The 14,838-nt window shown below is 71.2% G+C and carries 14 protein-coding genes; 6 read left to right on the top strand and 8 right to left on the bottom strand.

Annotated elements, in window-relative coordinates; all coding sequences use genetic code 11:
• Positions 1-188 precede the first annotated feature (188 nt).
• From minE to DK412_RS24320, 8 genes are all read right to left on the bottom strand, one after another.
• A complete protein-coding gene (gene minE, locus DK412_RS24285; RefSeq protein ID WP_109974063.1) occupies positions 189-458 on the bottom strand; it encodes a cell division topological specificity factor MinE in 270 nt (89 codons plus the stop codon).
• A complete protein-coding gene (minD, locus tag DK412_RS24290) occupies positions 455-1,270 on the bottom strand; it encodes a septum site-determining protein MinD (RefSeq protein ID WP_109974064.1) in 816 nt (271 codons plus the stop codon). The genes minE and minD overlap by 4 nt, the downstream gene beginning before the upstream one ends.
• A gap of 127 nt (positions 1,271-1,397) precedes the next feature.
• Positions 1,398-2,102 carry a septum site-determining protein MinC gene (gene minC, locus DK412_RS24295; RefSeq protein WP_109974065.1) on the bottom strand — a complete coding sequence of 235 codons (705 nt, stop codon included), beginning with the start codon at positions 2,100-2,102 and terminating at the stop codon, positions 1,398-1,400.
• Positions 2,103-2,176: 74 nt separating this feature from the next.
• Positions 2,177-2,989, bottom strand: a complete 813-nt coding sequence (locus DK412_RS24300; RefSeq protein WP_109974066.1) for a tellurite resistance TerB family protein — start codon at positions 2,987-2,989, stop codon at positions 2,177-2,179.
• 379 nt (positions 2,990-3,368) lie between these two features.
• On the bottom strand, positions 3,369-5,222 hold the full coding sequence (locus DK412_RS24305) for an ABC transporter ATP-binding protein (RefSeq protein WP_109974067.1): 1,854 nt from the start codon (positions 5,220-5,222) through the stop codon (positions 3,369-3,371).
• Between the two features lie 11 nt (positions 5,223-5,233).
• The gene (locus DK412_RS24310) at positions 5,234-6,163 is read right to left on the bottom strand and encodes an ABC transporter permease (protein ID WP_109974068.1); all 930 of its coding nucleotides are present in this window, start codon (positions 6,161-6,163) and stop codon (positions 5,234-5,236) included.
• Positions 6,129-7,088, bottom strand: a complete 960-nt coding sequence (locus DK412_RS24315; RefSeq protein WP_093569959.1) for an ABC transporter permease — start codon at positions 7,086-7,088, stop codon at positions 6,129-6,131. The genes DK412_RS24310 and DK412_RS24315 overlap by 35 nt, the downstream gene beginning before the upstream one ends.
• Positions 7,089-7,098: 10 nt before the next feature.
• Positions 7,099-8,907 carry a peptide ABC transporter substrate-binding protein gene (locus DK412_RS24320; RefSeq protein WP_109974069.1) on the bottom strand — a complete coding sequence of 603 codons (1,809 nt, stop codon included), beginning with the start codon at positions 8,905-8,907 and terminating at the stop codon, positions 7,099-7,101.
• 214 nt (positions 8,908-9,121) lie between these two features.
• Between DK412_RS24320 and DK412_RS24325 the strand changes: the two genes are divergently transcribed.
• From DK412_RS24325 to DK412_RS24350, 6 genes are all read left to right on the top strand, one after another.
• On the top strand, positions 9,122-10,540 hold the full coding sequence (locus DK412_RS24325; RefSeq protein WP_109974070.1) for a M20 family metallopeptidase: 1,419 nt from the start codon (positions 9,122-9,124) through the stop codon (positions 10,538-10,540).
• Positions 10,541-10,612: 72 nt separating this feature from the next.
• The gene (locus tag DK412_RS24330) at positions 10,613-10,969 is read left to right on the top strand and encodes a tRNA-binding protein (protein WP_109974071.1); all 357 of its coding nucleotides are present in this window, start codon (positions 10,613-10,615) and stop codon (positions 10,967-10,969) included.
• A gap of 23 nt (positions 10,970-10,992) precedes the next feature.
• Positions 10,993-11,604, top strand: coding sequence for an urease accessory protein UreG (gene ureG, locus DK412_RS24335; RefSeq protein WP_109974072.1), 612 nt, complete (start codon positions 10,993-10,995; stop codon positions 11,602-11,604).
• Positions 11,604-12,386 carry a hypothetical protein gene (locus DK412_RS24340; protein WP_109974073.1) on the top strand — a complete coding sequence of 261 codons (783 nt, stop codon included), beginning with the start codon at positions 11,604-11,606 and terminating at the stop codon, positions 12,384-12,386. The genes ureG and DK412_RS24340 overlap by 1 nt, the downstream gene beginning before the upstream one ends.
• Before the next feature lie 228 nt (positions 12,387-12,614).
• Positions 12,615-13,841: an MFS transporter gene (locus DK412_RS24345; protein ID WP_109974074.1), complete on the top strand. Its 1,227-nt coding sequence runs from the start codon at positions 12,615-12,617 to the stop codon at positions 13,839-13,841.
• Positions 13,838-14,698: an alpha/beta hydrolase gene (locus tag DK412_RS24350; protein WP_109974075.1), complete on the top strand. Its 861-nt coding sequence runs from the start codon at positions 13,838-13,840 to the stop codon at positions 14,696-14,698. Before DK412_RS24345 ends, DK412_RS24350 begins: the two co-directional genes overlap by 4 nt.
• The last annotated feature ends 140 nt before the right edge of the window (positions 14,699-14,838 follow it).

Below are 14,838 nucleotides of genomic sequence, written 5' to 3' on the forward strand. Positions count from 1 at the left end.
ACCTCTTCCGGGCAGGCGCGGGGATCCCGCTGCCTGCCCGGGCTATATCGTGCCCAAGAGCATTTTCCGACGAAGTGGATGCCGGTTCGTCGAAGAAAATGCGGCAAAACCAAAGATCTGGAGCACCATCCGGTCGCAACGCGACCGGATGGTGCTCCGGCGCTCGCTGCGACCGCGGGAGGATGCGGTCACGCGCTGGCGAGCCGGGCGACCTTGTTGTCCGGGAGCTCGATGTCGACGCCGAGGGTCGAGACGGCATCGCCCCGCTCCATCGTCACCTTCACCTTCTCCTTGTCGATGGCGACGTGCTTGGCGATCACCGCCAGGATCTCCTCGCGCAACACCGCCACCAGGTCCGAGCGGCCGAAGGCGGTGCGCTCGTGCGCGAGAAGGATCTGGAGCCGCTCGCGCGCCACCGGCGCGGTGCCGCGCCGCGACAGGAAGCTCAGCAGGTTCATGCCGCCCTCCGGGTGAACAGCTTGCCGAGGAGCGAGCGCTTCTCGGACGGGACGGTCATCGCCACGGTCTCGCCCTTGAGCCGCCGCACCGCGTCGGCATAGGCGCGGGCCGGGGCGCTCTGGGGCGCGTTCAGCGTCACCGGGCTGCCGAGGTTCGAGGCCTTGAGAACCTCCTCGCTCTCCGGGATCACGGCGAGCAGCGGGATCGACAGGATCTCCAGCACGTCGTCGATCTTCAGCATCTCGCCGCGCTCGGCCCGGTTGGGGTCGTAGCGGGTGAGGATCAGGTGCTTCTCCAGCCGCTCGCCCTTCTCGGCCCGCTCGGTCTTGGAATCGAGCAGCCCGATGATCCGGTCCGAATCGCGCACCGAGGAGACCTCGGGATTGGTGACGACGACCGCGATGTCGGCGTGGCGCATCGCCAGCGTCGCGCCGCGCTCGATGCCGGCCGGGCTGTCGCAGATCACCCAGTCGAACTTTTCGCGCAGCTCGCCGATCACCCGGGCGACGCCCTCGTCGGTGAGCGCGTCCTTGTCGCGGGTCTGCGAGGCGGGGAGCAGCGACAGGGTGTCGAGGCGCTTGTCGCGGATCAGCGCCTGGGGAAGCTTGGCGTCGCCCTGGACGACGTTGATCAGGTCGTAGACCACCCGGCGCTCGGCGCCCATGATGAGGTCGAGGTTGCGCAGGCCGACGTCGAAATCGACCACGCAGACTTTCTGTCCGGTCCGGGCCAGGGCCGCGCCCAGGGCCGCCGTCGTGGTGGTCTTGCCCACCCCTCCCTTGCCGGATGTCACCACGATGACTTTGGCCATTGGTCCCCCTTAACCTTGCGATGCGAAGTCGCGGCCGGCGCGGCCGCTGCGTGTGTTTTCTTGAGTTTCGCCCCGTCCGCGGATCGTTGCCGCGGGGCCCCCGGAGCGGTGACGAAGAACGGTACCTTTAGTCGAGGGCGGCGGTGCGCATCGCGTCGCCGTCGAGCCAGACCTGGACGGCGCGGCCGCGCAAGGACGGGTCGATGTCGTCGGCGATGCGGTAGAGGCCGTCGATCGCGAGCAGCTCGGGCTCGAACTTGCGGCAGAAGATGCGGGCGCCCGGCGAGCCGGCGGCCCCCGCGATGGCGCGGCCCCGCAGCGCCCCGTAGATGTGGATCGAGCCGCCGGCGATGATCTCGGCGCCCGAGGCCACCGAGCCCATCACGGTCACGTCGCCCTCGGGGAAGAGGATCGCCTGGCCGGAGCGCACCGGGCTCTCCAGCATCAGCGACTTCGCGCCCGTCACCCGCTCGACCGGGGCGGCGGCCGGGGCCTCGCCGGGCATCGCCACCTCGCCGGAGGGCCGGCCGCCGTTGAGCGGCGGCGGCATCCCGGGCCCGAGCGAGCCGGCCCCGGCGCCCTCGATCCCCATGATGGGGATCTCGCGCTCGTTGAGGGCGACCACCAAGTCGTGAAGCGCGTCCCGGCTCGGCGCCAGGGCCGTCACGTCGAGGATCACGGCGCGGCCGGCGAAGAACGCCGGAGAGCGCTTGGCAAGGGCGTCGAGGTCGGCGAGCCAATCCTCGATCGGCGCCTCTGGGGCTAACACGACCGCCAGGAACGAGCGGCCACGGAAGCGGATCGGCGGGCGGGTTTGGGTCTGGCTGGTCACGTCTTTACGACTCGTTACCAGCCCATCAGGCGCGCTCGATGGTTAGCGAATGGTTAACGGCCGTAACGAAGTGTTCACCTTTGCGAAGACGCCGCGGCGAGCGTGGCTTCGATGTGGCGCGCGAAGCCCGGATCGAGCCCGAGCCGCCGGGCGAGATGATCGAGATACGCCCGTTCCTGCGCCGTATCGACGGTGACCGCCATCAGGGAGGCGGCGTAGATCTCGCTCGCCTGCTCGGGGCTCCGGGCGAGGCGCGCCACCGCCTCGACGTCGACGGGCGCGCGCAGGGCGTCCATCAGGAAGGCCTTGTCGTCGGCATCCAGGGCATGGCGGTCCATCTCGCCGAAAATGCGGCCCTGCTCGTCCGGATCGATGTGGCCGTCGGCCTTGGCGGCGGTGATCATCGCGATCAGGAGGGCGCGGGCCCGGTCCTGCTCGTCGGCCGGGGAGGACGGCGCGAAGCGCGTGCCGCCGAGCATCCGCGCCGCCTCGTCGGCGGAGGGGATGAAGCCGGTAGGCCGAGGCGGGGCGGATCCGCGCTGGGCCTGGTTCGGCTGGCCCTGGTTCGCCTGCCAGCTCTGGTAGGCCTGGTAGGCGAGGGTGCCGATCAACGCGAGGCCGCCGAGCCGGCCGGTGGAGCCCATCCCTGCGCCCGGCGCGCCGAAGCCCGAGCCGAACCCACTTTGGCCGCGGCGCCCGCCGAGGACGAGTGAGGCGAGGCCGCCGAGGATCGCCGCCTTGCCGCCTCCACCGCCGAGGGAGCGGGCGACCTGCTCGAGGGGAGAGGGCGCGTGGCCGTGGGGCGCTTGACTGGGATACCCGCCGGAATATCCGCCTCTCGGCCCGCCGCCGAGGAACTGGTCGAGCAGGCGCTTGGCGTCGAACATCGGGGCTCCCTCCGGCACGAGCCGACGAGATGGGGCGCCGGATCGCTCCCGCAAGGGCAAAGGCGGCGGGGCGGACGATGTGCGGAGCTGAACAGGGAAAGCTGAAGAGCGCAGGTTTCTCCTCTCCCCGCGGGCGGGGAGAGGCCTGAGCTCCGAAGGGGCTCAGAGAGCCCGAAGGGCGGGGGTGAGGGGGTATTTCCGGAGGAGTCTCACGCGTCGAGACCCCCTCACCCTCGCTTCGGCTTCGCCTGCGCTCACTTCATCGACGACAAGGTCGATGAAGTCCTCTCCCCGCCCGCGGGGAGAGGGGAAACCCGCGTTACTTCTTTCCTTGGGCAGCCCTCCGCCATGCCGGACATCGAGCGGGCAGCGCCGGGCCTCACGCCACCGCCGCCATGCCGCCCGCCGGCGCCTCCCATTCCGGTCCCCAGACCTGCACCACGTGCCCGGGCGAGACCTCGCGGTAGAGCCGCTCGGGCGGCACGTAGTCGACCGGGCGGATCGGGCTCTTGATCTCGTCGCTGCGCACCGCGTGGAGCTGGCGCCGGCGACCGGGATCGGGGACCGGCACGGCGGCGATCAGCTTCTTCGTATAGGGGTGCTGGGGGGCGCCGAAGATCGCCGCGCGGGGGCCGATCTCGACGATCTCGCCGAGATACATCACGGCGACCCGGTGGCTCACCCGCTCCACCACCGCCATGTCGTGCGAGATGAACAGGTAGGCGAGGCCGAGCGAGGCCTGCAGGTCGAGCATCAGGTTCACCACCTGCGCCTTCACCGAAACGTCGAGGGCCGAGACCGATTCGTCGGCCACGATCAGCCGCGGCTCCAGCGCCAGCGTGCGGGCGATGCAGATGCGCTGGCGCTGGCCGCCGGAGAATTCGTGCGGGAAGCGACTCGCCATCTCGGGCTTCAGCCCGACCCGGCGCAGGAGGTCGGCGGCGCGCTCGCGGGCCTGAGCCCGGGAGCAGAGGCGGTTGATCAGCAGCGGCTCGGCGATCGCCGCCCCCACGCTCATGCGTGGATCGAGGCTGGCGAAGGGATCCTGGAAGATCATCTGCATCCGCCGGCGGCAGGCGCGGAGCGCGGCGGGCGAGAGGCCGAGCACGTCCTCGCCGTCGAGGAGCACCGACCCGGCGACCGGCTCGATCAGCCGCAGCACCGAGCGGCCGGTGGTCGACTTGCCGCAGCCCGATTCGCCGACGAGAGCCAGGGTCTCGCCCTCGCGCACCGCGAAGGAGACGTTCTCGACCGCGTGGACCCGGCCGCGCACCCGCGAGAGCAGGCCGCCGCGGATGTCGAAGCGGGTGGTGAGGCCCTTCACCTCCAGCACCGGGCGCGCGCCCTCGCGCACCGTGTCGGGCAGCGGCACGGCCGCTTCCGGCTCGCCGGTGGCGCGGTCGACGATCGGGAAGCGGGCCGGGTGCGGCTGCCCCTTCATCGCCCCCAGGGTCGGCACGGCGGCGAGCAGCGCGCGGCTGTAGGGGTGGGCCGGGCGGCGAAAGATCTGCTCGGTGGCCCCCATCTCGACGGCGCGCCCGTCGACCATCACCACGGTCCGGTCGGCGATCTCGGCCACCACCCCCATGTCGTGGGTGATGAACAGGACCGACATGCCCTCCTCCTCCTGGAGGAGCTTGATCAGGTCGAGGATCTGGGCCTGGATCGTGACGTCGAGGGCCGTCGTCGGCTCGTCGGCGATGAGGAGCTTCGGCCGACAGGCGAGCGCCATCGCGATCATCACCCGCTGGCGCATGCCGCCGGAGAAGCGGTGCGGGTAATCGTGCACCCGCGAGGCGGCGGCCGGGATCCGCACCTTGTCGAACAGCCGCACCGTCTCGGCCTCGGCCTCGGCGCGCGACAGGCCGCGGTGGAGCCGCAGGGCCTCGCCGATCTGGAAGCCGACGGTGAGCACCGGGTTGAGGCTCGTCATCGGCTCCTGGAAGATCATCGCGACGTCGTCGCCGCGGATGCGCCGCATCTCGGCGTCGGGCAGGCGCAGGAGGTCGCGGCCCTCGAGCAGCACCCGGCCGCCGGTGCGGGTCGCGTCGCGGGGCGTGAGCCGCATGATCGAGAGCGCGGTCACGCTCTTGCCCGACCCGGATTCGCCGACCAGCGCGACCGTCTCCTTGGGGCCGATCTCGAACGAGACGCCGTGCACCACCGGGCGCCAGGCCTGCTCGGAGCGGAACGCGACGGTGAGGTCCTGGACCGAGAGGATCGGGGTGGTCATGGGTGTCATCCTCACAGCACCCGCCGCGGGTCGAGGGCGTCGCGCAGGCCGTCGCCGATGAAGTTGATCGACAGGACGGTCAGGAAGATCGCGGCGCCCGGGAACAGCGCCCAGTGCGGCGCCACGTCGAGATGGTCCTTGGCGTCGTAGAGGAGCCGGCCCCAGGTCGGGATGTCGGGCGGGAAGCCGAGGCCTAAGAACGACAGGGTCGATTCGGCGATGATCGCGGACGACACCTCGATCGTCGCCGCGACGATCACCGGACCCAGCGCATTCGGCAGGATGTGACGGGTGACGAGGTGCCAGGCGGTCGCGCCCTGCGAGCGCGCCGCCTCCACGAACTCCTTCTCGCGGAGCGACAGGAACTGCGCCCGCACCAGCCGCGCCACCGGCATCCAGCGCAGGCCCCCGATGACCGCGACGATCATCACGAACACGCCGCCCTCGACCCCGAAGAGCTGCTTCAGCTGGTCACGGAACAGGTAGATGATCAGCAGCAGGAGCGGCAGCTGCGGCAGCGACAGGAAGAGGTCGGTCAGCCACATCAGCACCGGATCGAGGAAGCGGCGCGACATGCCGGCGAGGGCGCCGACCAGCACGCCGACGAAGGTCGCCACCACCATCGCGGCGAAGCCGACGGCGAGCGAGATCCGCCCGCCATAGATCATCCGCGCCAGGAGATCCTGGCCGAGGTCGTCGGTGCCGAGCGGATGGGCCCAGGACGGGCCCTGGAGCGTCGCCGCGAAGTCGATCTCGTCGATCGCCACCGGCCAGACCCAGCCGCCGACGAGGACCGCGAGCACGAGCAGGCCCAGCACCCCGACGCTGACGACCGCGAGGCGGTGGCGGCGGAAGCGCCGCCAGGTGTCCCGCCCCGAGACCGCCGGGGCCGGCACGGGGGCCGCCTCAGCGGTAGGAGATGCGAGGGTCGAGCCAGCCATAGAGGAGGTCCGCGACGAGGTTGAACAGGACGACGAGGCAGGCGAACACGAAGGTGACGGCCATCACCACCGGCGTGTCGTTGGCGAGCATCGCGTTGATGAGGAGCGAGCCGATCCCGGGGATGCGAAAAATCTGCTCGGTGACGATGGCGCCGCCGAACACCGCCGGGATCTGGAGCGCCACGAGCGTCACGACCGGGATCAGCGCGTTGCGGGCGATGTGGCGGACCGTGACGGTGCCGTCCGACAGGCCCTTGGCCCGGGCGGTGGTGACGTAGTCGAGGCGCGCCACGTCGAGCACCGAGGCGCGGACGTAGCGGGTGTAGGAGGCGGCCTGGAAGAAGCCCAGCACGCAGACCGGCATGATCGCCTGCCGGACGTGCTCCCAGGCCCAGCGCCAGCCCGTCGCCGAAATGTCGGCCTGGTAGACGAAGGGCAGCCAGTCGAGGGTGAGGCTGAACAGCAGGATGAACAGCAGGCCGGTGAAGAAGGTCGGCAGCGAGAAGCCGACGAAGGCCAGCGTGTTCGCCACCTGGTCGAAGACCGAGTAGGGCCGGATCGCCGCCAGGATGCCGACCGGCACGGCGATCAGCAACGCCAGCACCTGCGACGAGCCGACCACGAAGAGCGTGGTCGGCAGGCGCTGCAGGATCAGCTCGTCGACATTGACGCGGCTGGCGAAGGAGAAGCCCCAGTCGCCCTGGAGCATCGCCGTCAGCCAGTGCAGGTAGCGCACCAGGATCGGGTCATCGAGGCCGAACTTCAGCCGCAGCGCCTCGCGCACCTCGGGCGGCACGTTGGGATTGGTGGCAAGCTCGCCGAAGGGGTCGCCCGGCGCCAGCGCCAGCACGGTGAACAGGATGAGGCTGATCCCGAGCAGGCTCGGGATCGCGATGAGGAGGCGGCGGAGGAGATAGGCTCCCATCGGGTGATCGTTACGCCTGCTTGTACCACTCGGCCAGGAAGGCCAGCGAGTTGTCCCAGCCGCTCGCGGGCGCCTCGAGCTTGCCGTTGATCGCCGAGACCTGGGCGCGGTGGAGCAGCGGCAGGACGTAGTCGGCCACCACCAGGTCGTTCATCTTGACGAACAGGGCGGCGCGCTTGACGAGGTCGAGCTCGCCCTGCGCCTGCCGGTAGGCGGCATCGACCTCCGGGTTCTGCATCCGGCAGATGTTGCGGCCCTGCCACTTGTTGGCCTTGGTGGCGGCCTCCCACGACACGTATTGCAGCGCGAACACCGCCGGGTCGGCCTGGGTCATGTTCCAGGTATACATCTCCATGTCGGAGTAGAAATGCGGATAGGTATCCGGGTTCGCCACGTCGGAGGAGAAGAACACCGAGCCGGGCACCGACTTCAGCTCCATGTCGATGCCGGCCTTCTGGGCGGCCTGCTTGATGATCGCCTGGGTCTTCTGGCGCGGCGCGTTGATCGAGGTCTGGAAGACGAATTTCAGCTTCTTGCCGTCCTTGGCGCGGATGCCGTCGCTGCCCTTCTTCCAGCCAGCGTCTTCGAGGATCTGGGCCGCCTTGTCGGGCTCGAAGGCGAAGGAGGTGTTCTTCGAGACGAAGGGGGCCGGGCCGTTGAAGACGTTGGCGGTGGCCCGCCCCGTGCGGCCGTAGATGAATTGCTGGATCGCCGCCCGGTTGACGAGCAGGTTCATCGCCTTGCGCACCGCCGGATCCGAGAAGGCCGGATGCTTCGTCTTCAGCGAGGCGCGCTCGCCGTCGACCTCGACGTTCGGGTCGGTGGCGTTCAGCAGCAGGAATTCGAGGTTGCCGCCGTAATCCATCTTGACCCGGCCCTTGCCCTCGGCCTCGAGCCGCTTGAGGATCTCGTCCTCGACCTGCATGTTCCAGGCGTAGTCGTACTCGCCGGTCTGCAGCACCGCGCGGGCGGCCGAGACCGCGTCGCCGCCGCCCTTCATCTCGATCGAGTCGAAGAACGGCCGGTTCGGCACGTGGTAGTCGGGGTTGCGCACGCCGCGCAGGATGTCGCCGGGGCGGAACTCGCTGAACTTGTAGGGCCCGGTGCCGACCGGCGCGAGGTTGGCCGGCGCGTCGCGGGACTTGTCGCCGGCATAATCCGCGAAGACGTGCTTGGGGATGATCATCCCGGCGCTCGACACGAAGGCGTCGGCCCAGAACGGCGTTGGCTCCTTGAACGTCAGCTTCACCGTCAGATCGTCGACCTTCGCGACCTTGACGTTGGTGTAGCTGCCGCCGGTGACGGCGGCGGTGGCCGGGTTGGCGGCGTATTCCGCCGTGAACACCACGTCGTCGGCGGTGAAGGGCTTGCCGTCGTGCCACTTCACGCCGGGCTTGAGCTTCCAGGTCACCGAGAGGCCGTCCGCCGCGACGCCGCCATTCTCCTTCGAGGGGATCTCGGCCGCCAGGATCGGGAAGAGGTTGCCGTCGGCGTCCCAGGCCGCCAGCGGCTCGTAGAAGATGCGCGAGCCCTCCTGGTCCTTGGTGCCGATGGCGAAGTGCGGGTTGATCAGGGTCGCGGCCTGCCAGAACAAGAGCTTGAGCGGCCCGCCGCCGCCGGCCTTCGCCGGCTTGTAGGCGTCGCGCAGGGGGTTCGCCGCGAAGGCGACGCCGCTCTGGGCCAGCATCATCCCGGCCATCGGGGCGGAGAGGCCGAGCGCCAGCATCCGGCGCACGAAGCTGCGCCGCGACAGGCTCCCGTCCTTCACCTCGCCGATCAGGGTGCGCAGGTCATGCTCGGTTACGCCACGCTCGGTCATGGACAAACACCCTTCTGGCTGGCCTCTGGCGGCCGGCAGCATCGCGCCCGCGGTCCCGGACCGCAAGCCGCCGTGGAATACTCTCCCAGCCATTCGCAATTCGCGCGCCACGTCCGCTCCCGCCGCGCTTGAGCCGGCAAGCCTCCTGCATGAGGCTCGCCCGCAAGGCGGCCCGCCGGAGGGCCGCGCGGCTCAGGAATTCCGGGAGGACCCCATGGACAACCGCAACGCCGTCTGGCGCCAGGTCGACGCCCACAAGGACCGGCTGATCGCCCTCTCCGACGAGGTCTGGGGCACGCCGGAGGTCTGCTACACGGAGGAGCGCTCGGCCGCGGCCCATGCCGCCGAGCTGCGCCACCAGGGCTTTCGCGTCACGGAGGGTGCGGCCGGCATCCCGACCGCGGTGATCGGCGAGGCCGGGGAGGGCGGCCCGGTCATCGCGTTCCTCGGCGAGTACGACGCGCTTCCGGGCCTGAGCCAGGAGGCGGGCGTCGCGGCGCATACTCCCATCGAGCAGGGCGGCCACGGCCACGGCTGCGGGCACAACCTGCTCGGCTCGGCGGCATTGCTCGCCGCGACCGCGATGAAGGACTGGCTCGCCGAGACCGGGTTGCCGGGGCGCGTGCGCTACTATGGCTGCCCGGCGGAGGAAGGCGGCGCCGCCAAGGCCTTCATGGTGCGCGAGGGCCTGTTCAAGGATGCCGACGCCGCCGTGACCTGGCATCCGTCGAGCTTCTGGGAGGTCTCGCCGCCGCTCTCGCTCGCCAACACCCGGGCCGATTTCGTGTTCACCGGCCGCGCCTCGCACGCGGCCGCCGCGCCGCATCTCGGGCGCTCGGCCCTCGACGCGGTCGAGCTGATGAATGTCGGCGTCAACTACATGCGCGAGCACATGCCGAGCGACGCGCGGGTGCATTACGCGCTCCTCGACACCGGTGGCATCGCCCCCAACGTCGTCCAGGCCCATGCCCGGGTGCGCTACTCGATCCGCGCCCGCGACCTGCCGGGCATGCGCGACCTGGTGAACCGCGTGCGCAAGATCGCCGAGGGCGCGGCGCTCATGACCGAGACCACGATGGAGATGCGCATCGTCAGCGCGGTCTCGAACCTCGTCGGCAACACGCCGCTGGAGGAGGCCCTGCACGGGGTGATGGAGGATCTCGGCACGCCCCATTTCGACGAGGCCGACCGCGCCTTCGCGCGCGAGATCCAGGGCACGCTGACACCGCAGGACATCGCGGCGATCTACCATACCATCGGGCTGCCGGTGACCGACGCGCCGCTCGCCGACTTCCTCGTGCCGCTCGACGCCCGCCGCAACCCGGCGATCGGCTCGACCGATGTCGGCGACGTGAGCTGGGTGGTGCCGACGGTCCAGGCCCACGCCCCGACGGTGGCGATCGGCACGCCGTTCCACACCTGGCAGGTGGTGGCGCAGGGCAAGACCCCGGCGGCCCACAAGGCGATGGTGCAGGTGGCCAAAGCCATGGCGGCGCTCGGCGCCCGGCTCGCGACCGATGCGGCGTTGCGCGAGGCCGCCAAGGCGGACCTGAAGGCCCGCACGGGTCCGGAGGGCTACGTCTCGCCGCTGCCGGCGGAGGTGCAGCCGCCGCTGACCATGTCGGTGGGGTGAGGGGCCGGCTCGCCGGGCCGCGCCGGCTGGGCTAGGGATTGTGGCGAATCCTTCCTCAAGTCCGGATATCCCATGGACGAGACCCAGCCGCCGGCCCCGATCGCCATCGACGACTTCCTGAAGCTCGACGTGCGGGTCGGCACCATCGTCGAGGCGGCGCCGATCCCGCAGGCGCGCCGCCCGGCCTACCGGCTCGTCATCGATCTCGGCGAGGCGCTCGGCCTGAAAAAGTCCTCCGCCCAGGTGACCGTGCATTACACGCCCGAGGCGCTGATCGGCCGGCAGGTGCTCTGCGTCGTCAACCTGCCCCCGCGCCAGGTCGGCCCGGTGCGCTCCGAGGTCCTGACCCTCGGGGTACCGGACGAAGAGGGCGCCGTCGTGCTGATCGCGCCCGAGCGGCCGGTGCCGAATGGCGGGCGGCTGTACTGATTCTCACGGAGATCGAACACACCATGACGTCCACTCATGGACCTTTGCGGGTCGGCATCGGCGGCCCGGTCGGATCGGGCAAGACCGCCCTGATGGAGGGCCTGTGCAAGGCCCTGCGCGAGCGCTACGACCTCTGCGCCATCACCAACGACATCTACACCAAGGAGGATGCGCGCCTCCTCACCGTGGCCGGCGCCTTGGCCGAGGAGCGGATCATGGGCGTCGAGACCGGCGGCTGCCCGCACACGGCGATCCGCGAGGACGCCTCGATCAACCTCGCGGCGGTGGCCGAGATGCGCCGGCGCTTCCCCGCCCTCGACCTGGTGCTGCTCGAATCCGGCGGCGACAACCTCGCGGCGACCTTCTCGCCGGAGCTCGCCGACCTGACGATCTACGTCATCGACGTCGCCGGCGGAGAAAAGATCCCGCGCAAGGGCGGTCCCGGCATCACCCGCTCGGATCTCCTCGTCATCAACAAGACCGACCTCGCGCCCCTCGTCGGCGCCGATCTCGGGGTGATGGAGGAGGACACGAAGCGGATGCGCGGCACGCGCCCCTATGTGTTCGCCTCCTTGCGCCACGGCGACGGCGTCGAGGCGGTGGCGCGGTTCGTGGTGGAGGCCGGCGGGCTTTAGTGCTCCTCGACCTGCTGCACTGGCTCGTCCAGCCGGCCTCGCCGGCGGCGCGGCGCCTCGGCTATGCCGGCGACAGCGTGCGGCTCGCCTCGCGCTCGCGGCGTTGCCGGGCCGCCTGGGCGCCGCACCTGGCGGCGGCGAAGGACGCGGTGCGGGCGGCGATGGACAACCTTCCCCGGCGCGACACCGCCGTGGTGCTGGGCTCCGGCCTCCTCGACGACGTGCCGATCGATAGCCTCGCCGGCGCGTTCCGGCGGGTGGTGCTGGTCGATGCGGTGCATCCCTGGCGGGGGCGCCTCCGGGCGCGCGGCCACCCCAACGTCGCGCGCCTCGTCCACGACCTGAGCGGCACGCAGGACCTGCTGCTCGGCCGCGGCGAGGGGTTCGGGCCGGTTCTGCCGCCGGTCTGCCGCGAGGCCGACCTCGTGGTCTCGGCCAACCTCCTGTCGCAGCTGCCGATCCTGCCGGTGGCGCGGCTCGAGGCGGCGGGCCGTCTCGGGCCCTGGACCGACCCGGAGGCCTTCGGCGCCCGCATCGTGGCGGCCCATCTCGACGCCCTGGCGGGGCTCCCGGCCCGCGTCTGCCTCGTCGCCGACCGCGACGAGACCGAGGAGGACCGGGACGGGCGGGTCCTGGAGCGGATCGATCTCCTCTACGGCGTCGATCCGGGGCCGGCGCCGCGCGAATGGGAGTGGGTCCTGGCGCCGTTCGGCGAGGTGGCGCGGGACCGGCGCCTGGTGCACCGCGTCGCGGCCTGGCCGGAGTGGCGGCGGGGGGCATGACATGGGGGCATGACATGGGGGCATGACGGCGCGCGGCGAAGGCGGCTTCGCGCCAGGCAAGGAGGCGTCTACGGTCCGACTTCTGAATTTTGCGAGCAGCGCAGGCTTCTCCTCCGGAAAGGCCTGTCGCTTCACACACCGGATCGCGCGCATCGCCTCTCCCTGCGGGCGGGGGAGGAGAAGCCAGCGTCTCGATGGCGAACGCGTGACGGGGGAGGGGAAACGACGATGACCCGCGACAGCAGCCTCGCGGCTCCGGCCGAGGTGCCGGCGGAGGCCTATTGGCGGCGCAACCTCGCGGTCTGCGTGTTCGGCTCCTTCACCACCATCGTGGCGATGACGCTGCTGCTGCCGTTCCTGCCGCTCTACGTCGAGGAGCTCGGCGTCAAGGACCAGGCGGCGATCGTCCAGTGGTCCGGCGTCGCCTTCGGGGCGACCTTCTTCAGCGCCGCCCTGGTGGCGCCGCTCTGGGGACGCCTCGCCGACCTCTACGGCCGCAAGCTGATGCTGATCCGGGCGAGCCTCGGCATGGCGGTGGCGATGTCGCTGATCGGGCTCGCCGGCAACGTCTGGCAGCTCGTGGGCCTGCGGCTGCTCGCGGGGCTGCTCGGCGGCTACGCCTCGGGCTCGACGGTGCTGATCGCGACGCAGACGCCGAAGGACCGCTCGGCCTGGGCGCTCGGGACGCTGGCCTCGGGCATCATGGCGGGCAACCTCGTCGGGCCGCTCGTCGGCGGGGTGCTGCCGCCGGTCATCGGCATCCGCGCCACCTTCTTCGCCGCGGGCGGGGTGATCTTCCTCGCCTTCCTGGCGACGCTGTTCCTGATCCGCGAGGAGCCGCGCCCGCCGAAATCCGCCCGGGGCGGCGGCGGCTTCGCCAGCATCCCGGACAAGGGCCCGGCGCTCGCCATGCTGGCGACCGGGATGCTCCTGATGCTGGCCGTGATGTCGGTCGAACCGATCATCACCGTCTACGTCGCCGAGCTCACCCCCGATCCCGCCCGGGTCACCCTGGTCGCGGGGCTCGCGATGTCGGCGACCGCCTTGGGGAGCATCCTGTCGGCGCCGCGGCTCGGACGCCTCGCCGACCGGATCGGCCCCTGGACCGTCATCACCGCGAGCCTGACCGCCTCGGCGGTGCTCCTCGTGCCCCAGGCCCTGGTGACGAGCGAGTGGCAGCTCGTCGCCCTGCGCTTCCTCATGGGCCTGGCGCTCGGCGGCCTCCTGCCCTGCATCGCCAGCGTGATCCGCCACTCGGTGCCCGACCGGGTGGCCGGGACGATGCTGGGCTATTCCACCTCGTCGCAATATGTCGGGCAGGTGGTGGGGCCGCTGCTCGGCGGCTTCGTCGGCGGGCATATCGGCATGCGGGCGGTCTTCCTCGGCACGGCGGTCCTGATGGCGCTGGGCGCCGCCGGCACCGCCCTGGCGCGACCGAAGGGGATACGGGCGTGAGCGACACCGGTTTCGTGCGGCGGACGATCGACATCGGCGACCCGTCCGGGGGGCACCTCGCGGCGCTCGAATTCGGGCCGGCCGACCGGCCCCTCGACGCGCTCCTCCTGCACGCCAACGGCTTCAACGCCCGCACCTATCGCAGCCTGCTGGCGCCGCTCGCCGACCGGCGGATCCTCGCCTACGACCATCGCGGCCACGGCCGCACCACCCTGCCGGCGGAGCCCGCCGGGCGAAGCGACTGGCAGGACGTCACCGACGACCTCGTCGCCCTCATGGACCGGCTCTTGGACCGGCTCTTGGACCGGCTCGATGCGCCGCCCCTGGTGCTGATCGGCCACTCGATGGGCGGGACCGTCTCGCTGCTCGCCGCCGCCGCGCGGCCGGAACGGGTGCGCCGCCTCGTGCTCCTCGATCCGGTGATCCCGCCGCCGGAACGCCGCGGCGAGGGCCATCCCGAGATCGCCGAAAGGGCGCTGAAGCGACGCAGCGACTTCCCGTCCCGGGAGGAGGCGCTCGCCGCCTATCGCGGACGCGGGGCGTTCCGCACCTGGCCGGAGGCGCCGCTCGCCGATTACGTCGCGGACGGCTTCCGGAGTTGTCCGGGCGGCGTGACGCTGGCCTGCCCGGGGGCCTGGGAAGCGTCGAACTACATGGCCCAAGGGCACGATTCCTGGGGGGCGCTCGCCCGCCTGTCCTGCCCGGCCGAGATCCTGCGGGCCGAGACCGGCAGCACCTGCGCGCTCGCCGAGAGCCGCGGACCGGTCGCGGTCGAGACGCTGCCGGGCACCACCCATTTCCTTCCCTTCGAGGCCCCGGAGCGGGTCCGGGCCGCGATCCGGCGGGCGCTCGCCTGACCCGAAAGGGGGAAGTGCGGCTTACGCCTTTCGGGGGAGGGTAGGGGCCCCGACCGCCCCCATCGCGCAGATAGCTCCCGACTGCCCCAACGGCCCAATGTCGGCCGCGAGGAGACGGCGCGGCTCTCCCCCGTGGAGAC

It is taken from the genome of Methylobacterium sp. 17Sr1-1 (assembly GCF_003173775.1).
GTDB lineage: Bacteria > Pseudomonadota > Alphaproteobacteria > Rhizobiales > Beijerinckiaceae > Methylobacterium.

Coding starts and splice junctions, on each gene's coding strand:
- DK412_RS24325 (WP_109974070.1), top strand. CDS start 9,122: ATGGACAACCGCAACGCCGTCTGGCGCCAGGTCGACGCCCACAAGGAC.
- DK412_RS24315 (WP_093569959.1), bottom strand. CDS start 7,088: ATGGGAGCCTATCTCCTCCGCCGCCTCCTCATCGCGATCCCGAGCCTG.
- DK412_RS24345 (WP_109974074.1), top strand. CDS start 12,615: ATGACCCGCGACAGCAGCCTCGCGGCTCCGGCCGAGGTGCCGGCGGAG.
- DK412_RS24300 (WP_109974066.1), bottom strand. CDS start 2,989: ATGTTCGACGCCAAGCGCCTGCTCGACCAGTTCCTCGGCGGCGGGCCG.
- DK412_RS24320 (WP_109974069.1), bottom strand. CDS start 8,907: ATGACCGAGCGTGGCGTAACCGAGCATGACCTGCGCACCCTGATCGGC.
- DK412_RS24305 (WP_109974067.1), bottom strand. CDS start 5,222: ATGACCACCCCGATCCTCTCGGTCCAGGACCTCACCGTCGCGTTCCGC.
- minE (WP_109974063.1), bottom strand. CDS start 458: ATGAACCTGCTGAGCTTCCTGTCGCGGCGCGGCACCGCGCCGGTGGCG.
- ureG (WP_109974072.1), top strand. CDS start 10,993: ATGACGTCCACTCATGGACCTTTGCGGGTCGGCATCGGCGGCCCGGTC.
- DK412_RS24330 (WP_109974071.1), top strand. CDS start 10,613: ATGGACGAGACCCAGCCGCCGGCCCCGATCGCCATCGACGACTTCCTG.
- minD (WP_109974064.1), bottom strand. CDS start 1,270: ATGGCCAAAGTCATCGTGGTGACATCCGGCAAGGGAGGGGTGGGCAAG.
- DK412_RS24310 (WP_109974068.1), bottom strand. CDS start 6,163: ATGGCTGGCTCGACCCTCGCATCTCCTACCGCTGAGGCGGCCCCCGTG.